This is a genomic window from Pyrinomonas methylaliphatogenes (genome assembly GCF_000820845.2).
In the GTDB taxonomy this organism is placed as follows: Bacteria; Acidobacteriota; Blastocatellia; order Pyrinomonadales; family Pyrinomonadaceae; genus Pyrinomonas; species Pyrinomonas methylaliphatogenes.
Genome location: NZ_CBXV010000004.1, coordinates 393,206 through 413,319, shown reverse-complemented (window position 1 = coordinate 413,319; position 20,114 = coordinate 393,206). Strand labels below are relative to the sequence as shown.

The following is a 20,114-nucleotide window of genomic DNA, read 5'->3' as shown; positions in this document are numbered from 1 at the left end:
CGCTATCTTTCCATCCTGAAGGTATAGACGTGGCGCGTTTCGCTCACGGTGAACTCGACGGTCTTATCTTTGAAGCCTTCGCTCTTTAAATTCAATCGCACGACCTGGCCCGGAAGCGCAGTCAACTCGTATGGCGTCGTTCCCAGCAACTGATTATCCCGGTAGACTTGAGCGTGGCCCTCAAAGACATCGATGATGATGGTGTGAGGCCGCGCCGTTCCAATGGTTGAGTCTACTTTGGGAGAGAGGAAGGCCGACTGAGCGACCGATCGAGTCAGGGAGACTGAACCGCTTTGACCCTCGTTGTAACTTGAAGCCCAAAACGCCAAGATGATTAGCACGATGAGCGTGCCCGCAGCCACGCCGATCAGCGCCCATTGTCGACGATGCATCTTGGCCGGTTCAAGCCGATCGCGGGGCGATCCAGCCGCTCTCTGCTCCAACTGCCGTCCGAGGCGCTCGACATCGGCCAGAAGTTCATCCGCGGATCGATAGCGCGCCGACGGATCGCGCTTCAAACAACGAGCGATCAGACCTTCCAACTCCGGGAAGATAGCCGGATTAAGATGCGACGGCGGTTCATAAGCTGCGCGATTGATCCGATCGCAAATCTCGCCGATGGTGGAAGCGGCAAAAGGCGCGCGCCCTGTGAGCATTTCGTAAAGCAGAGCGCCGAGGGCCCAGATATCTGATCGTTGGTCCGCGCATCCAGTTTGCAACTGCTCCGGAGCCAAGTACTCAATCGTGCCAACGATATGTCCAGAGGCCGTCAACCTCGGCGTCAATTCGGCGCGCGCTATGCCGAAGTCGAGGAGCTTCGCTTCGCCTTTGGAATCGACTTTGATGTTGTTCGGCTTAAGATCACGGTGGACGATCCCGCACTCATGAACATAGGCGATCGCTTTAACGAGCGAGCGGAAGATGTCAAGCGCTTCGGAGACGCTCAACTGACCGCGCCTGGCGATCAATTCCGTCAGGGTCAGCCCGTCAACATATTCCATGATGATGCACGGGCGCCCATCAACCTCCATGAAATCGTAAAGCGTAGCGATATTCGCATGCTGCAGACGCGATTGGATGCGTGCTTCGTTACGAAAGCGCTCCAGCGCCGTCGCATCCTGGAGCGCGCCGGTGAGGATCTTGATGGCGACCACACGCCCGAGCTTCATGTGCTGCGCGCGGTAGACTTCGCCCATCCCGCCACGTCCCAAAAAGCCGAGGATGCGATAATCGCCGACAATTGAACCGAGCTGAAGAAGGCACGGTCGCATATCAAGGCTTCGCGCTTTTCGCCTCCAACGCGCCGACCGCTCAATTTGACGCTGCGCCGACCGACATCAACTGCTTCCCATACCGAATCGGAACAGCAAAGGTGACGGATGCTCCTCCAGCCGCCGACCCGGCATAAAAGATGCCGATGACGCGACCGCGGTCATCGAACACTGGCCCTCCTGAGTTGCCAGCGCCTGTGGTATTGATCTGAAGCTGATAGGCATCGCCTATCAAACTATAGATCAAATCCTTATCGCTGGGCTGATCCTTGCTGCGCAAAATGCGCCCGATGTTGCCGACGGCGATGGTCGGATCGGGGATCAATTTTACTTTCGGTTGTCGATTGAAAGCGTCCTCCGACTTGATGATGCCGACCACAGGAGGCGAGACCGACGGATATCCCATGACGATCGCCGTATCCCCCGGCTTGATCGTGTCGTAGTTATCATTGAGTTCCACTTTCGGCACCGCCTCCGGCACATCGATCTTCAGCATGGCGACATCATGCCGGTCGGAGACGCGCACCAGTTTGGCCGGGATACGCTGCTCGCTATTAGGGAAGGCGACATCCAAAATATCATTCTGTCCCTCAAAGGTGCCGCTAATGCCTTCTTGCTGAGTCTCGGCAGGCACCCAATCGAACGGCGGCTGCATCCGCCCGACATAGATCGGACGTCTCTTATCCGCGGAGAAGACGACGCCGAACTGGTAAAGAGGGTTATCCCTGGGGAACTCGAATCGCGTCCGCCACGCCGCTCCCACATGGCGATTGGTTAAGATGAAACCATCGCTCGAAACGACAAAACCAGAGCCGGTGTGCCTCCCGTTGATCGGAATATTGTAAGGGTTGTGGTCGTAGGTGAGGTAAGGTTCAATCTTGTCGGGCGTTCGTCGTCGCGAAGGGCAAGCTCGCCGCTTCAGCGCCGGTTCGATCGGCGAGGCGCGTCTCTTTGAGGATCACTCCATCCGGCGAGTTGACGATTCTTGTCTCCGGCACGGTTGGCGTTTGCGGAAGTATTCGCTGCCCGGTTGCAGGCAGCCGTTCGATGACTGGCTCGAGCGTTTGGCGAAATTGCTCGACGCTTTGAAATCGGGCTTCGGGATCCTTTTCCAGCGCCTTCCGTATGCTCGTTTCAACCTCTGACGGCAACCCGGCGATCAAGTCGCGCGCGCTAGGCGACGATGAGTCCAACTGCGCGCGCATGATCTCGAAATCGCTCGCCCCGCTGAACGGCACACGTCCGGTCACCATTTCATAAAGCAGTATCCCCAATGAGTAGATGTCTGAACGCGCGTCTTGTTCGCGCCCCTGAATCTGCTCAGGCGACATATATTCAGGAGTACCGATGAGCCTTCCGGTTCGCGTCAATTTAGTCGCGCCGAGCACACGCGCGATCCCAAAGTCGGTGATCTTCACTTGACCGTCTTCGCGCAGCATCACATTGCTCGGTTTGATGTCGCGATGGATGACGCTCTTGGCGTGGGCATGCTCGAAACCTCTGAGCACTTGGCAGAACAACTCCAAAGCCTGGCGTAAAGGCAGCGCTCCGCAGCGCCTCAAAAGGCTCTCCAAAGTTTCGCCCGGAACGTATTCCATCACCATGAAACACTCATCGCCGTGTTCGATGAAGCTGTAAAGCAGGGCGATGTTCGGATGGTTGAGCTTCGCTAAGGTGATCGCTTCGGCGCGAAAGCGTTGAAGCATGGCCTCATCTTGCGTCAAATACGGATGCAGGATCTTGATGGCGACTTCGCGCTGGAGCGTCACATCAATGGCGCGAAAGACCTGCCCCATGCCGCCTTCGCCGAGCTTGCAAATGATCCGATAATTTCCGATCACCGTTCCGCTCATGGCTTTGCTCTGATTGCGTGGTCCGCGCTGCCCTCAACTCTTACACGGCCTTTTGGGGCTCGATGTTTTGATTCATGCGGAAGAAGATGTCCGGATCCCAACGCGACTTCAGCTCGCGAAGCCGTTCCCAATTAGGGCCGTAAGCTGCCGTTAATCGTTCAGCCTCATCATCGCCTCTGCTGGTCCTGCTGTCCAAGCGACTTCAGATAGGCAGCGATGGCCATCGCGTCCTCGTGACTCATGCGAAACTGCTGCATCGGCGAGCGGAGATGATGCCCTCCGGGGTGATCCCCGTCTCCAGAATCGTCGCCGCTTGCTCTACCGTGTAACTTGGCAAACCAGCTATGGCGGGCGCAGCATCGGCCCAATTCGGGATCGGATGGCGTGGGACGAAATCGAGTTGGCTGCCTTGCAACCAATGCGCTCGGTCAGGCTCGCCGTCATCGTCGTATGACAATCGCCGCACATGGCGACGCGCTCAACCAAGTAACGACAGCGCTCTATTTGCGCTTGTGGTGAAGACATGTCGGAGCAAGAGACGGTACAGCCTAGAAACGCAATTCCACCGATCGCTATCAGTTCCAATCTCCCTCTCATCAACCGAGACCTCCATCAATAATGTTCGCCGCAGCGAAATGCGAGGCATCCCAATCGGTCACAACTCTCACTGACCGGCGCCGGAGCAAACTCCCGGCTCCGCATGCGGGATCGCACGCAAATATTCGTAGATGGCCCGAATGTCGCGTTCGTTCATGTGCCGATAGACGGGCCACGGCATCACCTGCAACAATGGGCCGAACTGCGGATGCTCATGTTCGATGTCTTCGCCGGTGCGCATCACGTGGAGAAATTCTTCAAAGGTCATGCCCGCAGGCTTGCCGCTCGCATCAGGCGTGATATTGCGCGAGACAAAGGGTCCGAACGGAACGCCTCCGGCCAGATAGTTCTGCGCATTGACCTTCCCTGGCTGCCCCCTGTAAGGGTTATCGTTCGGATCATAAGACGGGCAGGTATGGCAATCGTTGCAACCGGCGACGGCGTTGACCAGATAGCTACCAAGTCCGACCAGATCGCGGTTCTTCCCCTTGAGATTGAGCGGCACCGGAGCGATGGCAAATCCTTTCCGCACCCGGCTCTCAAAGTCATCAAACCGATCGTCACGATCGTCGAAGTCGGATACGTGCTGCCCCTGGTAACGCGCCGAGGACGACCCATTCTTGTTCGCCTCCACCTTGGCACCGATGACGTACACGACGGCCAAAGCGAAGAGAAGGCTAACGATCGAGCAGATTTTCAGTCTCATGTGATCCTCCTTTCCTCTCTTTCCTCTCTGGTCTTTCCAGTCAAGCGGCTCCCGTTGTAACCGCATACCGAAATCCCTTTTTCAGAAATCGCCCAGTGGAATCCCTGCTCGTCAGGTTCAATCACAGAATAGATTGGCATCTCGCTCTCCATTGACATTGAGAAAGCGCAACTCACCATGGGAGACATAGCGCACAGATCTTCTGTGACCTCACCAGCTATTGACTGATCAGGCGCGCTTCCGCAGTTAAAAGGCAGCTTGGCTAACCTAAGTTGACCGACGCGGCGACAACTACGGCTTCGACGATAAGTCGCCCTTTCCAGTCTCAAGATCAACTGGCACGGAAACGTGCTCGTGCGCGATTAGCCACTTGCCTCCGACCCTGCGATAACCGTCCGTCACGCGCACCGTAACGTCGAGCGGACTACCGTTCTTCAACTTTCCAGCGAAGTGCTGGATGCTGTGACTAAAGGCCACGTCCTCGCCCGTCGTGACCTTCAGGTCGCTGATCTCAAAAGTAATCGGCCCATCGAACATGCCGAGAAAAGTCTCCCAGTCCTTGCATACGGTGAGGCAAAGAACGCGAATCAATCTCGATCGTCTACGCGGTAGTCCGCGCCGTTCCACTTCTATCAGCCCGCAAAGAACGCGAATCAATCTCGATCGTCTACCCTGCAAAGTCGCAGAGAAGATAGCCCAGGTAGGGGAAGCCACGATCCAATCAACGAAGTTGTGAACCGTCAGATCGAGGGCTATAATTTCGCCCATCGGCTCAAGGAGTCTCGAAAAAAGGCTTAAAATTTTCCTAAAAAGTTCCTAAGGCAAAGGGAACAGGCACGGAAAGATGAAGCCCGATCTGATCTACGAGTTCGGCTCCTTCCGCCTCGATCCCAAGGAACGAATCCTTTGGCGAAACGGTCAAATCGTTCCCCTTTATCCCAAGGCTTTCGATCTCCTGCTTGTGCTCGTTGAAAAGCATGGTCACGTAGTCGATAAGGACACACTGTTAAGAACCGTCTGGCCGGATACGTTCGTCGAAGAGAGCAACTTAACCGTACACGTTTCGGCGCTGAGGAAGATTTTGGGCGTCGACGCAAACGGGCGGCGTTACATAGAGACGGTCTCCAAAAGGGGCTACCGTTTCGTCCATGAAGTAAAATTAATCGAGCCTGGTGAAAGCAACGAAGCAGGGATGCTTTCGCCGCAACACGTCGACCGAAGTTCGCCGTCCGCATTTACGCGACCAAAGAATTTGCGACTGTTTTTGTCGATTTGCGCGCTCCTATCAAGCGCGCTTCTCATCGCTTTGTACACTCGCTCGGCTCGCCCCCTCGATCCACGCGCGGATCAGCCCATACGCGCCATTGCGATCCTGCCCTTTAAGACCATCGGGAACAGTGAGAACGATCAGTACCTTAGCCTCGGCCTCGCCGATATGTTGATCACGCGGCTAGGGGCCATAGATCAGATCGCCGTGCGCCCGACAAGCGCCGTGAGCGGATACACGGCGAAGGGACTCGATGGGATCAAGATCGGGCGCGAACTTGGCGTCGATGCGATATTGGAAGGGACGCTCCAAAGGGACGGCGATAGGCTTCGCGCGACCATTCGCCTCGTCAGAGTGGCGGATGGCCGCACACTATGGACGGACAGTTACGATGAACGGTTCACTGATCTGTTTTCTGTGGAAGACCGGATCTCGGCACACGTCCTCAAATCCTTGAGGATTAACATCGGGAATCGAGCCGCAGTGAGGCTGACACGACATGCGACGGAGAAGATCGAGGCGCTCCAGGCCTACGCGAAGGGGCGCTATTTTTGGAGCCGAAGGACGACGGAAGGGATCAAGCGTGGGATCGAGTATTTCCAACAAGCGGTGACCGTAGATCCCAATTTCGCCCTTGCCTATGTCGGTCTAGCCGATTGTTACAATCTGTTCAGCCTGTACGGGATAGCTCCGCCCGCCGAATCATTCGCGCAAGCTAAAACCGCCATCACCAAAGCCCTTGAAATAGATGATCAGCTGGCCGAAGCGCACGCCTCTTTAGGTTACATCAAATTCCGGTTCGATTGGGACTGGGCCGGCGCCGAACAGGAGTTCCAACGCGCCATCCATCTTAAACCCGGTTACGCGGCAGCTCACCACTGGTACGGTGAATACTTAGCCGCGATGGGCCGCTTCGATGAGGCCCTCTCTGAATTGGAATCGGCACAAGAGCTTGATCCGACATCGCTTGCGATTAATACCGATATTGGAGAGGTCTTTTATTACTGGCACCGCTATGATCAAACAATCGAAGCGTGCCGGAAAGTGCTAGAGATAGATCCGAAATTCGTCCGCGCCCGCTTCGAACTCGGCAGAGCTTACGAACACAAAGGGATGCTGCCGGAAGCCGCCGAAGAGTTTATGACGGCGATGGTGATAAATTCGGGCACCGCTTCGAATCCATCGGCGAACCGACATCATGCTCTGAAGTGGGAGGCGCTCTGGCGCAAACGAATCGATGAAGAGGAGCGAGCGACGCGATCATCCTCAACCGGTTACACCTCTGGCTATACGTTGGCAGTGGAACACCTGCGCCTCGGAGAGAAGGAGAAGGCATTGGAATGGCTTGAGAAAGCCTACCGGGCGCACGACCCGAGCGTGCCTTTCCTTGGCACGGACCCGGCCTTCGACGCGCTTCACTTCGATCCCCGCTTCGATAAACTGCTACGCGCGCTCGGTTTGGACGACGCAGCGCGAGAGCATATGTAACGATTCGGACAATGCGCAGAGACTATCGCACCTTCACCATCCTGAATGATCTTTCGGATTAATCCTGAATGCCAAGCTGCCACAAGATGAAGGCATAATCGAAGGCCGTCTCGCGCAACGCATCGTAGCGGCCCGAAGCCCCGCCGTGTCCGGCGCCCATGTTGATCTTCAAGATCAACGGGTTCTTGTCCTTCTTCAACGCGCGCATCTTCGCCACATACTTCGTCGGCTCGTGGAAGAGCACTTGGCTATCGTTGAGCGCCGTGCGGACCAGCATCGCCGGATACTCTTTCGCCTCTATGTTGTCGTAAGGCGAATAGGATTTCATGTAACGGAAGTGTTCCGCGTTTCTGATGGGATCGCCCCACTCCTCCCACTCGCCTGCCGTCAACGGCAGCGAAGCATCCATCATCGTATTGATGACATCGACGAACGGAACATAGGAGACGACCGCCTTGAACAGATCGGGCCGCATGTTGACCACCGCGCCCATCAAAAGGCCGCCGGCGCTCCCGCCCGTCGCGACCAGACGATCCTTTGAGGTGTATTTCTCAGCGATCAGATGCTCCGCCGCAGCGATGAAATCGGTGAACGTGTTCTTCTTCTGCATCATCCGTCCGGCATCGTGCCACGCTTTGCCGAGTTCGCCGCCGCCGCGGATGTGCGCGATGGCGAAGATGACGCCGCGATCGAGCAAGCTCAAACGGTTCGAGTTGAACGTAACGTTCAATGGAATGCCGTAAGAACCATAGCCTTGCAGCAGCAGCGGGCGGCGGCCATCGCGCACCAAAGGTTTGCGATAGACGAGCGAAATCGGAATCCGCGTCCCATCCTTGGCCGTCGCATAGATGCGTTCCGACTGGTACTGCGTCGGATCGTAGCCGCCGAGCACGGGCTGCTGCTTGACCAATTGGCTCTGCCGTTTGTCAACGTCGTAATCGTAAACGGACACAGGCGTGATGAACGATTGATAGTTGTAACGCAGCGTGCGCGTGTCGAACACGCGGTTGACGCCAAGCGAAGCCGTATAGACCGGTTCGGGGAATTGCAGGTAATGGGTTTGACCGCTTTTGAAGTCAGTGATGCGCAGTCGCGGCAAGCCCTGTTCGCGCTCTGACAGGACCATAAAGTCGGCGAACAGGTCAACGTCTTCGAGCATCACATCGCGCCGATGCGGCACAAGTTCGCGCCAGTTCTTCCGTTGCGGATCGGTGACGGGGGCTGTCATCAGCTTAAAATTGAGCGCACCATCGTCGTTGGTGCGAATGTAGAACGTATCACCGCGGTGATCCACGTAGTATTCGTGCCCGTGCGCGCGTGGCTCGATGACACGCAACACTTCAGCGGGCCGATCAGCCGGCACGTAACGCACTTCCGAAGTCGTGTGGCTCGCCAGCGTCAGCAGGATGAAGCCGCGGCTGCGCGTGCGACCGACGCGCGCGGCGAACATCTCGTCCTTCTCTTCGTAAAGAAGTTCGTCGCCAGATTTTCCAAGCACGTGGCGATAGAACCTGTAGGGCCGCTTGCTGACCGGATCATCGACGACGTAGAAGATCGTTTGATTGTCGTTGGCCCAGGCAGCGCTGCTCACGCGCTCAGCGATCTTCGTGTTTTGACCGGTGCGCAAATCTTTGACGTAAAGCGTGTATTCGCGATAGCCCGTGGTGTCGGTCGAATAGAGCAGCAGGTTTTCGTCGCGGCTGACATCGAAGATGCCGATAGCCATGAACGGATGGCCCTTGGCCATTTCGTTGAGATCTAACAAGACCTGTTCAGGCGCATCCATCGAGCCGCGCCGCCGCGCGTAGATCTTGTACTGTTTGCCCTGCTCGCTGCGCGTGTAGTAGAGGTAGTTTCCCTCGCGGTACGGTGGATCGGTGTCCGTCTCTTTGATGCGCGCAAGCATTTCACGATAGAGTTTTTCTTGCAGCGCCTTCGTGTGGTTCATCACCGCATCGGCGTAAGCGTTCTCCGCTTCGAGGTAGGCGATCACTTCCGGGTTCTTCTTGTCGCGCATCCAGAAGTAATCATCGGTCCACGTTTCGCCGTGTGCGGTAATGACTTTCGGGATCTTCTTCGCCACCGGCGGCTTCGCCGCAACGGGGTCAGACGAGATGTTTTGCGACATCATAGCGAACGGATACGAACAAAACAGCGTTAAGACAACTATCGTCAGAAAGAGACTTCGTTCTATTCGTGTGCTCATGGCTACAAGGATGGTTTCGACTTCCTCCCCAGGGCCGCAAGGCGCGGGAATTCCTTCTGGCGGATTCGACGCCGCTGCCAAGCTGTTGCTCGCCGCGCGTAGCGTCCCGGTGGCAATGCGATTCACCCACGGGTTTTTGCGGCGCCGGGTGCCCCAACCCTCAGGCGTGGGGTAGTTGACGTAGGCGGAGTTGCCTTGAAACTGCGGTGCAGAAGTCAACACCGAAAGGCGCCGACTCGCTGCCGAAGAACGCTTGACGGCAGCAGAAGGCGCGCCGCGTTCCAGGGGGCGGCGCAGCGCTCTCCGGGGGGCGCGCGCGTCCGGGCTTGCTCTTTTGAGCAAAGCACGCGGACTTTCGTTGCAGCGCCTCATGTATCTTATCAGTTTCGACGAAATTAGAAAACACCGCACCTTTATCTTTCATGAAGCACCACTCCGTACATCATCGCTGCCTCTCTTAATTTCTGTTGTGTGGTGAGCTGCTTGCTTTTCGCGTAAAGTGAACAAGGCGCGCCTACCTTCTCGGGTCATCGACGACGATCTTGTTCACCGGGATTTTGCCGTCGCTTCGTTGCACCACGTAGGTGCACCTTGATGCTTTGTCTCGCCATCGCGCTTGGCCTGCTGTTGAGGATGTGCCGAATTGATCGGTTCGCCGACGCGCTCGAGAACCAAGTGAACGCGATCTCATGAGCCGCGACGCCTAATATAATTTGCGATATAATTTGCGCGGGAGCTTCTGCCTTGGAGGAAGCGCGCTCTTTGCATTGAACGATTTGTACTACAATTTGAGCTGAAATAACTGAATCTGACGTTGATGATCAAGCACCCACCCATAACCGAACAGGTTGCTTGAGATGATCAAACGGTTCAATTTTGTTGTGTACTTTGCGGGCTTGTCATCCCGACCGACGCAATCGTTGCGGTGTGCATTCGCCGCAGGGCTGCTGTCAATCAACCATGCGCATATAGCGCAGACTTACAACTTCAAGCGACTGGCTTCGTGTCATGGGACAGCTAACGGGGGCTAGGGAGAACGTCAAAATGATTGCTCCGAAAGAATTTCTGGAGAAATATTCGTGGGACGGGAAACGCGACGAGGAGTCGCTCATCATCCGCGCCATGTGTCTGGGCACGACCGATGAGATCATCACGATAATGAAGACATACGAAACGGAGCGCCTTCGGGAGATCTATTTGCGTCGTATCGGCGAGTTTGTCGCTTCAAACCGGACTTTCTGGAAGCTGATGTTGGACGTCACCGATGAAGAGTACAATCGAGCGCTTGCGGAGAATCCTCGCGCTGCTTGGAACATGCCCCCTTTCCGCTGAGGTCTATTTGGCGGGTGGAACAGCATTGCTTCTGAAGTATCAGCACCGCATTTCTACGGACCTGGATCTCTTCCTTCTGCCGGGCATGGAGCTTAACACATCCTTCTACAAAGGAGAGCTCGCCCGGATCAGTCCACATTTCGAGACCATCTATGAAGCTTCTCATACGCTGACGATCGGAATTGAACGAACAAAGATCTCTTTCTTCGAATACCCATATGATCTGCTTGCGGAAACCGAAACGTTGCCATCTGTTGGCATCAAACTGGCGAGCGACAAAGACATCGCCTGCATGAAAGCGGTGGCAGTCGCGCAACGTGGCGAGAAGAAAGACTTCTACGATCTTTGGTATCTGATGGAAACACACGATTGGGAGATCGATGATTTGATCCAAATGGCCGAAAAGAAATACCCGAACTACAATTCCAGCATCTTAATCAAAGCTTTGACATACTTCGATGATGCGGAAAATATGCAGGAGCAAGAAACGGTGGAAAGTCGCTGGTCTGAAATCAAAGCGTTCTTCGTCAACAAAGTTGCATCTTGGAAAGAGAGAATCAGTCCACCTCGGCATCAAGGGCCGATACGCTGAAATCTCTAATGTAAAGACAGGCTGGTTGAACGGTCTGCTTGAGCGTCTTGTTGGACATGCCTTTGCAAATGGTTGAAGTGTTCAGCAACCAAGAATTAGTGTCCCCTTTCCCCAGCCCTCGTGAGCTGGGTCTGCCACGCTGCCGTGGTATCGGGCGGTTGCTGGTTACCTTTCTGCTGATAGAAAAGGGTCTTCTATCCTGACCGGTCCTCTACCTTTCGTCTGTTGGCTGAGCGTTGGCTTGACTCGCTGCACGCTCCTTCTATCCCGACCGGTCCTCTACCTTTCGTACTACTTCAAACGGCATCGCGCCAAATACTACGACCGGCTTCAGGCTGTGCGCGACGAGGGAGATCGGGAAGGATGGCTGGGCTTTTTCCTCCGCGGTGTTGCCGAAGTGAGCCGGCAGGCAACCGAGCAAGCAGCAGCGATCCTGCGCATGTGCGAAGAGTACCGAGCTAGGATCACCGAAAAGCCCGGGCGAGCAGCGGCGAACGGACATCGCGTCATGGAGAAGCTCTTCGACCACCCCATCGTCACGGTGAATATCGTGCGCGACTGGTTGAACACCACAACGCCTGCTGCCAACGACCTTGTTCGCCGCTTGGTTGACATCGGATTGCTCAGAGAGATTACGGGCTATGCCCGCAACCGACGATTACGTTTCGAACCGTATCTGCGCCTGTTCGAAGAACCCGAGGAGACACGGCCATGACTCGCCAGCAGCAGGTTGAGGCCCAGCAGCTAGATGAGGCGCTCTGGAAGAATCTGGAGAAGCCGGGGAAGATAGATACGGGTGGGATGGACGGCGGCCTCTCGTAAAAGTAGAACTATAGGGGAACACGTTGATCAACGGGTGGATGACGCCGAGGGGGGCGGCACCAAGATGATCTCGAACCAACAGCTCTGGTGCAATTGCCTTCCGTAAGATCGTAGATTAGTTCGACGCCCTCGGCGTTGGAGAGCGTGCTCCAATCATCCCTTCCTATCGCTCTTCCTCGAAGAAGCCCCCGACCAAACCACCGATCGAAATTTCACGGCATCACATTCAAGGTGATGTGTGAAGCGTGTGCGCGCGAACGATGCACGCGCTGAATGGCTTTCTGAAAATCCGACTCGCTGGCTTTATAGATATTCGGGACGAACTTTTGCGGATTGCGGTCAACGAGCGGGAACCACGTGCTCTGTACCTGAACCATGATGCGATGCCCTTTGAGGAAAGCGTGGTTGATGTCCGGCATGACGAACTCGATCTTGGTCACTTCGCCCGGACGCAACGGCTCGGGACGCTCGAAGCTGTTGCGGAAACGCGCGCGGAAGGGTTCGCCGCGCACGAGCATCTGGTAACCGCCCATGCGCACGCCGGTCGGATTCGGCTCCGGGTCGGGCGCATCATCCGGAAATACATCGATCAGCTTGACGACGTAATCGGCATCCGTGCCCGTCGAAGAGACGTAGAGCGTCACCTTGACCGGTCCAGCCGCCGTCAAGTCTTGCGCGAGCGGTTCCGTTTGATAGACGAGGACGTCGGGACGACGCGCGGCGAAGCGTTGATCTTCGACCATGTACTCGCGCGTCATGCCGATGGCGATGCCGTTGATGTACGGGACGGGCTTGCTGGGATCGCTCACGTACTCGTCGAACGCATCGCGTTCGTTGGCCGGCGGATCGAACGATAGTTTTCCATTTTCGCGCAAATATATGGCGCGCGGTTGCGCCGCACGCGGCGGCCACTCGGTGTACGTCCGCCAGCGGTTCGAGCCGGTCTCGAAGACATACGCTTCCGGAAGCTTCCGGTCGCACTTGTCTTTCAAGAAGCAGTTGAAGAACGGCAGTTCGATCTCGTTGCGGTAAAACTCCGCCGTTTTGGAACCAAACTGGATCGCCCCGAGCGAGTCACCATCGGATCGCGCCCATCCGCCGTGGTACCACGGCCCCATGACGAGGATGTTGTAAGCGTCCGGACTCTGTTTCTCGGTCGCTTTATAAGTATGAAGCGCGCCGTACAGGTCTTCGGCATCGAACCAGCCGCCGACGGTCATCACCGCCGGACGGATGTTCTTCAAGTGCGGCAGCGTGTTGCGCGCCTTCCAGAAATCGTCGTAGTTCGGATGCTCCATCATCTCGTTCCAGAAGGCGACATCGCCCTTGAAATATTTGCGGTCGGCGTTCTGTAGCGGGCCCAGTTCGAGGAAGAACTTGTAACCGTCGGGCGTGCCGTGCTGAAAACGCGGCGGCGTCTCGGTCGTCGGGCGCGGGCGCGGACGGCCAAAGGTCGCCAAGAAGTTGAAAGCGTGCGGCAGGAAGAAAGCGCCGTTGTGATGGAAGTCGTCGCCGATGAACCAATCGGCGATCGGCGCTTGCGGCGACGCGGCCTTCAATGCCGGATGCGCATCGATCATCCCGACCGCCACGTAGAAGCCCGGGTACGAGATGCCCCACATGCCGACGCGCCCGTTGTTGTTCGGCACGTTCTTGATGAGCCAGTCAATGGTGTCATACGTATCGGTGCTTTCGTCCGTGTCGGTTGGACCGCTTTTTTGCTCTTTGTGCGGGCGCATGTTGACGAACTCGCCTTCGGACATATATCGCCCTCTCACGTCCTGATAGACGAAGATGTAGCCCTCTTTCATGAAGAGCGGCGATGGCCCGAGCGAAGTTTTGTAAGCATCGGGGCCGTATGGACCGACGCCGTACGGCGTGCGGTTGAGCAGGATCGGGTACTTCTTCGATTTATCGCGCGGCGAGTAGACGACCGTAAAGAGCTTGACGCCATCGCGCATCGGGATCTGATACTCGCTCTTTTCGTAGCTCGCCCGGACTTCGGAAGCTGCCGAGGCTGCCTGCTGTTGCGCGGTGACATGAACGGAGAAGAGCGCGAGCAGGACCAGGATTTGTGCGACTAAAGCATTACGCCATGATCTCATTTGCCGAATCTCCTCATCGGTTGTGGACGGGACGGAAGATGAGCCGATCTTCTATATCGGGCGGAAGATGCACTCATCTTGCGCCCTCGTCCGTCGTTTCAGCGTCGTTCTTCGCTCGCCACCTGACCGTTGATGATGACGCCTGTGACGTGCGACGTGTACTCGAACGGGTCGCCGTCGAACAGCACGACGTCCGCATCCTTGCCCGGCTCGAGCGAGCCGACGCGGTTGGCGATGCCGAGAATGCGCGCCGCATCGATCGTGACGGTCGCCAACGCTTCTTCGAACGATAATCCATTAGCTGCAGCGATGGCGGCTTCAAAGAGCACGACGCGCGTCTTCGGCACGTAAGATTCATAACAACTCTGCAAAGCGACTGGGATGCCAGCGCGGCGGAGTTTCGCTGCCGTTTCCATACTCAAGTTTTCGGCGTCGCCCGCCGCGCGGTACATCGTCGGGTGGATGATGACCGGCACGCCCGCGGCTTTGATCTGGTCCATGACGAGATAGGCTTCCGCCGCGCCGTCGAGCACGATCTTGATGCCGAACTCTTTGGCGACGCGCAAAGCCGACATGATGTCGTGCGCGCGGTGGACGTTGACGAGCAATGGGATCTCGCCGCGTATGACGCGCGCGAGCGCTTCCATCCGTATGTCACGCGATGGAGCCTTGGACGGGTCGTTGCCTGCGGCCTTCTGCTTGGCGACGTAATCTTGTGCCTTCAATAACTCAGCGCGCAACATGGCGATCTCTTTCGAGCGCGTGCCCGGAGACTTGCCGCCCTGGCCCAGTCCGGCCTGACCGAGCGACGCAGCGATCATCGCTTCCGGGACGATCACCGCTTGATCGATCGTGTCTCCCACGGTCTTAACGATCATGGTCTGGCCCGAGATGAGCGCGCCGGGGCCATGTCCCGTGTGCACGGTCGTGATGCCGAATGAGCGCAAGTACCCGACCAGAAACTCGCGCGCGTCGTAGGCATCGATGGCGCGCAGTTCAGGCTGAATCGGGGCCGAGGTGTCGAGCTGCATCTGATCGTGCGGCTGATTCAAGTAGCCGGAAAGCCCGACGGTCGAATGCGCGTCGATGAGTCCAGGCGTGACGACGCGCGCCGTCAAGGTCCGGTAGCCCACTGGGATCGCCACCTGCGAAGCTGGACCGACGCGTTCGATCTTGCCGTCGCGGATGAGCACGACGCCATCGCGGATGGGTGCGCCCGCCATGGTGTAAACTGTCTCGCCCCGCACGGCGATCTGCGCTTGCGCCGCGGCGGAAGCCAACAGTAGGACGACCAATGCGCCCGACGATTTCTCATGCCTCTTGATGAAGGTGAGCGCGCGCAAAACTTTTTCGATCATCTTCATCTTTGTCCCTCCCCATCTTCGAAGCATTCGATGTGCACGTCCTGATCGCGGCTCGCGCCGTAACCGCCGACAGCGTAGAGGCGATCCTGTGGGTTGCTGCGGTCGAAGACCTTGATGCCTTCGACGTAGGTCTCGAGCACTTTGGTGTAAACGCTCAGCGGGTCGCCCGAGAGGATGATGAAATCGGCGTCTTTGCCGCGCTCCAAACTTCCGATGCGATCCTGCAGATCGAGCATCTGCGCCGCAGTGAGCGTCAGCGCGGCGAGCGCTTTGTCACGCGACATCCCGGCGCGCACGGCCAACGCCGCCGATCGGAGCAACAGACGCGAATCCGTTATGTAGTCATCCGTGTGGAAAGCGACCGGCACACCGGCCCGATCTAAAATCGCTCCATTTTGAAAGACGAGGTTGACGGTTTCGAGCTTTCCGCCGGGACTGTCGATGACGATGATCGAAGCGGGAACGCGCGCCCGCGCTATCTCGTCCGCCACACGCCAGCCTTCGGAGACGTGATGAAGCACGACGCGAAAACCGAACTCTTTCGACAAACGGATCGCCGTCAGGATGTCATCGTGGCGATGCGTGTGGAAGTGTACGATCCTCTTGCCCTCCATCGCTTCAACTAAGGCTTCAAGCCCCAGATCACGCGGCGGCAGCTTCGAGCGATCCCCTCCGGCGCGCCGTATCTTGTCGCGGTACTCGACCGCTCTGGTGAACATGTCGCGGACGATGGCCGCCGATTTGGCGCGCGTGCCCGGGAAGGGACCGGGCGAGTTTGGGCGCAACGAGTTCGTCCCGTTGGCCATTTTGATGCCCCACATGTAGTTGCCCTGCGCGTCGCGGATCAGCAGATCCTCGATCGTATTGCCGTTCCGAAGCTTGACGTACACGGTCTGGCCGCTCAACAAGTGGCCCGATCCGGGCATGATGTTGACGGTGGTGATGCCGCCCGCTTGCGCCCGCTTGAGCGACGTGTCGCGAACATTGATCGAATCGAGGATGCGCACGTCGGGCTGCATCGGGGCCGAAGCGTCGCCGCCCGCGCCGCCGCCGATGTGGCTGTGCGTATCGACGAGCCCGGGCATGATGACTTTGCCCGTGACGTCATGCCGCTCCGCATCGGACGGGATGGCGACTTGCGAAGCCGGACCGACGGCGACGATCTTGCCGCGATGGACGACAAGCACGCCGTTCGGAATCGGTGGACCAGAGATCGGGATGATCTGCGCTCCGACGAAGGCTTGCGGCTTATCTTGCGCCCGACTCGCCGCGCCGAAACACAAGAAGAGCGCGAGGAACGTAATGAAGCGACTTTTCATTCCCCCTTTCCTCCTAAGAAAGCCAGTTACGGGAAAGCCAATGCCTGCCAAGCATCTTTCGCCTTCCTCGGCAAAAAGCGAAGGCCTTCGATCCTTTTGAGTTAATGAGAAGAGCTTGGGCGCTTAACATCCATTAAAGTGGCATGAGAAGTCAAGCGTTCGCGATGCGCAGCCGAATAAAAAGGAGCGAGATTCGAGGCGACGAGCGCCACCGATCCATGCGCGGATGGATGCCGATCAGCCTGCAAGAGGACCTATTTCAGCGAAGAGAGCATAGAGCTTGAAGCCGAAATGAGGCTATGATAATTTGCACGTGGGTGCCGCTCGGAAGGCTGCGCCTGCCCCCTCACCCAGCGATTTTCTGCCCAAGCGAAGAGCGCTTCGGCAGAAAGAGTTTTCAGCTTGAAGCCCCGCAATCTTGGTTTGATATGTTTTGGCCATGCGTACCAAGCAGCCATCCCTTTTCGAAATCGAATGGTTGGTCCTTTCCAAACGATCCGTCTATATCTTCATCACTCTTCTTCTGCTCGGGATCGCGCTGGGCAGCGCGCTTATCTATTTTTGGCGGCACGGCAACCCGTTCAAGAACGATGAAGCGACCATCAGGACTGGAGCGCGCTTCCTCTCCTTCGAGGGCGACGTCCGCGTCGTGCGCGCGCAAACGCGCGAAACCGTTCAGGTCAACGCTAACACGCAGCTTTTCCCGGGCGACATCGTGCAGACGCAGACCGATGGACGAGCGCGCATCCTTTTGGCTGACGGTTCGACCTTGCTGGTCCGCCCCAACAGCGTGGTCACGATACGCGATAATCAGATCATCGATGGCGGGCAACAGACCAACGTGCGCGTTGCAGTCGAACGCGGCCAGATCAACGTCCGCACCGAGGAGCAGACCGATAAGACCAACAACATCATCGAAACGCGCCTGACCGAAAGCCGCTTGGCCGCTCAAACGGGAGCCAGTTTCGGCGTGCGCGAGGATAACACCGAGGACATTCGCGTCAGCACGGGCAGCATCGAAACCACCACGCGCAGCGGCGAGAAGACGGTCATACGCGCCGGCGAATATTTGGCGATCAATCAGATGGGCAACATCGCGCGGCGCGAGCATCTGCTCGACGTCCCGATCCCGACAGCGCCCCGCGACCTCGAACGGATCATCGTGCGCGCGGGCAGCTCCAGTTCCATCGTCTTGCGATGGCAACGTCCGAGCACGGGCACGCCGGCCTACTACCGCGTCGAGGTCGCCACTTCTCCCTTCTTCGTCGCCACCGGCAAGGTGATCGAACGCGATCAATTGACCTCAACGGAGTTCAACGTCGGTGAGTTGCGCCCGGGCGTCTACTATTGGCGCGTGTGCGCCGTCGCCCCCTCGGGGCAGGTCAGCGAGTGGAGCGAACCTCAGAAGTTCAGCATCATCGTCGCTCAAGATAGCGCTCGGCTCGTCGTGTGGGACGTTGAGACCGAATACGTCGCCGGAAACATCTACATCGTGCGCGGACGCACCCAGCCGGGCAATACTGTCCGCATCGCCGGGCGCGAAACGCTCGCGGCGCGCGACGGATCCTTTCGGTTGCAGGTCGCCATCCCGGCAGGTACACGCGAACTTTCTGTCGAAGCCGAAGACTCGCAGGGCCATCGCGAGCGCTACCGCTTTCCCATCGGAGAACGTAGCCGTTGAGGCGAGCAGACGGGGGCTTCAGGCATGACCAAACGAGTGATCCTTCTTAACTGTGAAAGGAGCGCGCCCGCGGTCGGAGAGCTGACCGAGGCGCTGCGCGCTGCCGGCATCGAAGTCCTTTTCGTTCAAGATCAAGCGAGCTCTGCCGAGCCCCCATCTGCGATCATCCACGGAGTCATCGCCGGCGACCGGATGAACGCGCTCAATCGAAACGTCCAGTGGGCCAAAGCGCGGTGGCCTTCAGTCCCGATCATCGCCTGCCGCCTCCACTCGCCCGATGAATCGCAAACGGCGCGCCGTCTCAGCCATGCGGCCCTGAAGCGCATAGGCTTCCATCTCGTCGCCGATGAGGCGGCTCAGCTACCAGCCCTCCTTCACGAGATCGAGGGCCGCGATATCGTCGCAGAGATCGCCGCCGAGGAAGAAGCGGAAAGAAGGCCGCTCCCGGAGATCGAAATCCCGGACGATCTCGCCTCCGAACCACTACGCGCCGCTTTCGCGCTCGTCGCAGCGCTCCATTTTACGGAAGATCAGCGTCGCGCCGTCGAGATCACCTTGCGTAAACTCGCTCCGCTCATCGGCGCCGAGCGTTTGACCTTTTATCTCGCTCAGGATGAAGGCATCGCGACTTCGCTCGAACCCTTTTTGACCTACATCCAATCCAGCTCATCGCCAAACGCCACATCTGTGGCGAGCGTCTCGGCCTTCGCTCAAGCGGCGGCCTCCCAAGTCAAACTCATGAGCGCACTCGATGAAGGGCGCGCGTTGCTCGCCGCGCCGCTGGTCCACGAAGATAAGGTTCTGGGCGTCATCGAAGCCGAGCGCGGCAACGCCTTCTCGCCAGCAGACGAGATGCTAGTGACGGCGCTGGCCCCGCCGATCGCCGCCGCCATCTTCCGGGCGATTCGTTTGGCCGAAGCGGAGCGCCTCTCGCAAACCGATGATTTGACGAAGCTTCATAACGCACGTTTCCTCCGCCAACACCTCATCAGCGAAATCAAGCGCGCCAGACGCTACGGCTCGCCAGTCTCCGCCCTCTTCCTCGACCTCGATGATTTCAAGTGCGTCAATGACGAACATGGCCACTTAGTCGGCTCCCATGTGCTAATGGAGATGGCAGCCGTCATCCTCTCTTCGGTCCGCGACACGGACATCGTGGCACGCTACGGCGGCGACGAGTTCGTCATCATCCTGCCGGAGACGGATGCCAAACACGCCGCACATGTCGCCGAGCGCGTGCGGGCGCGCATCGCTAATCACCGCTTCACAGGTGGGCGCGGACTGCGCCTTCAATTGACCGCCAGTTTCGGCGTCGCGGCTTTTCCGGAACACGCCCAGTCCCCTCAACAGTTGCTTGCGCGGGCCGATGCTGCTATGTATGAAGCGAAAGCGGCACGGAAAGATTGCGTGCGCATCGCCGCCGCAGCCGCTTCCAACGCCCACAGCGAAAATCACCCCGGTTGATTAGCGTTGTGCGGCTAGTTCGTGTATCTTTGCCCGTTAACCCTCGC

At 57.8% G+C, this 20,114-nt stretch carries 17 protein-coding genes; 6 read left to right on the top strand and 11 right to left on the bottom strand.

What is annotated here, in order from left to right:
• Positions 1-2: 2 nt before the first annotated feature.
• From PYK22_RS16495 to PYK22_RS17505, 7 genes are all read right to left on the bottom strand, one after another.
• On the bottom strand, positions 3-1,271 hold the full coding sequence (locus PYK22_RS16495) for a serine/threonine protein kinase (RefSeq protein ID WP_083437655.1): 1,269 nt from the start codon (positions 1,269-1,271) through the stop codon (positions 3-5).
• Positions 1,272-1,311: 40 nt separating this feature from the next.
• A complete protein-coding gene (locus tag PYK22_RS06325) occupies positions 1,312-2,103 on the bottom strand; it encodes a S1 family peptidase (RefSeq protein ID WP_268871521.1) in 792 nt (263 codons plus the stop codon).
• A gap of 40 nt (positions 2,104-2,143) precedes the next feature.
• Entirely contained in the window at positions 2,144-3,124 is a 981-nt protein-coding gene (locus PYK22_RS06320; RefSeq protein ID WP_060635404.1) for a serine/threonine protein kinase, read from the bottom strand.
• Between the two features lie 40 nt (positions 3,125-3,164).
• Entirely contained in the window at positions 3,165-3,320 is a 156-nt protein-coding gene (locus PYK22_RS18305; protein ID WP_083437653.1) for a BBE domain-containing protein, read from the bottom strand.
• A 42-nt stretch (positions 3,321-3,362) separates the two neighbouring features.
• On the bottom strand, positions 3,363-3,590 hold the full coding sequence (locus PYK22_RS06315; RefSeq protein WP_157770711.1) for a hypothetical protein: 228 nt from the start codon (positions 3,588-3,590) through the stop codon (positions 3,363-3,365).
• Between the two features lie 198 nt (positions 3,591-3,788).
• Positions 3,789-4,427 (bottom strand): cytochrome C, encoded by a 639-nt coding sequence (locus PYK22_RS06310; protein ID WP_157770710.1) that lies wholly within the window; start codon positions 4,425-4,427, stop codon positions 3,789-3,791.
• Positions 4,428-4,718: 291 nt separating this feature from the next.
• Positions 4,719-5,018: a YybH family protein gene (locus tag PYK22_RS17505; RefSeq protein WP_157770709.1), complete on the bottom strand. Its 300-nt coding sequence runs from the start codon at positions 5,016-5,018 to the stop codon at positions 4,719-4,721.
• 253 nt (positions 5,019-5,271) lie between these two features.
• Between PYK22_RS17505 and PYK22_RS06300 the strand changes: the two genes are divergently transcribed.
• Positions 5,272-7,182: a tetratricopeptide repeat protein gene (locus tag PYK22_RS06300; RefSeq protein ID WP_041975279.1), complete on the top strand. Its 1,911-nt coding sequence runs from the start codon at positions 5,272-5,274 to the stop codon at positions 7,180-7,182.
• Positions 7,183-7,240: 58 nt separating this feature from the next.
• Here PYK22_RS06300 and PYK22_RS06295 read toward each other — a convergent pair whose 3' ends face one another.
• Positions 7,241-9,313: a S9 family peptidase gene (locus PYK22_RS06295; protein WP_041975635.1), complete on the bottom strand. Its 2,073-nt coding sequence runs from the start codon at positions 9,311-9,313 to the stop codon at positions 7,241-7,243.
• Positions 9,314-10,432: 1,119 nt separating this feature from the next.
• Here PYK22_RS06295 and PYK22_RS06290 point away from each other — a divergent pair.
• From PYK22_RS06290 to PYK22_RS06280, 3 genes are all read left to right on the top strand, one after another.
• Positions 10,433-10,720 (top strand): hypothetical protein, encoded by a 288-nt coding sequence (locus PYK22_RS06290; protein WP_157770708.1) that lies wholly within the window; start codon positions 10,433-10,435, stop codon positions 10,718-10,720.
• Positions 10,721-10,727: 7 nt separating this feature from the next.
• A complete protein-coding gene (locus tag PYK22_RS06285) occupies positions 10,728-11,312 on the top strand; it encodes a nucleotidyl transferase AbiEii/AbiGii toxin family protein (protein ID WP_162199806.1) in 585 nt (194 codons plus the stop codon).
• 241 nt (positions 11,313-11,553) lie between these two features.
• Positions 11,554-12,027 (top strand): Fic family protein, encoded by a 474-nt coding sequence (locus PYK22_RS06280; RefSeq protein ID WP_211197629.1) that lies wholly within the window; start codon positions 11,554-11,556, stop codon positions 12,025-12,027.
• A 319-nt stretch (positions 12,028-12,346) separates the two neighbouring features.
• Here PYK22_RS06280 and PYK22_RS06275 read toward each other — a convergent pair whose 3' ends face one another.
• The 3 genes from PYK22_RS06275 to PYK22_RS06265 form a co-directional block, all read right to left on the bottom strand.
• A complete protein-coding gene (locus tag PYK22_RS06275; protein ID WP_041975276.1) occupies positions 12,347-14,239 on the bottom strand; it encodes a CocE/NonD family hydrolase in 1,893 nt (630 codons plus the stop codon).
• Between the two features lie 98 nt (positions 14,240-14,337).
• Positions 14,338-15,603, bottom strand: a complete 1,266-nt coding sequence (locus PYK22_RS06270) for an amidohydrolase family protein (protein ID WP_211197628.1) — start codon at positions 15,601-15,603, stop codon at positions 14,338-14,340.
• A complete protein-coding gene (locus tag PYK22_RS06265) occupies positions 15,600-16,922 on the bottom strand; it encodes an amidohydrolase family protein (protein ID WP_041975275.1) in 1,323 nt (440 codons plus the stop codon). Before PYK22_RS06265 ends, PYK22_RS06270 begins: the two co-directional genes overlap by 4 nt.
• A 439-nt stretch (positions 16,923-17,361) precedes the next feature.
• Here PYK22_RS06265 and PYK22_RS06260 point away from each other — a divergent pair, with 439 nt between their 5' ends.
• Both PYK22_RS06260 and PYK22_RS16485 read left to right on the top strand, forming a co-directional pair.
• Entirely contained in the window at positions 17,362-18,603 is a 1,242-nt protein-coding gene (locus PYK22_RS06260; protein WP_041975274.1) for a fibronectin type III domain-containing protein, read from the top strand.
• Positions 18,604-18,627: 24 nt separating this feature from the next.
• Entirely contained in the window at positions 18,628-20,067 is a 1,440-nt protein-coding gene (locus PYK22_RS16485) for a GGDEF domain-containing protein (RefSeq protein WP_060635400.1), read from the top strand.
• Positions 20,068-20,114: the final 47 nt, after the last annotated feature.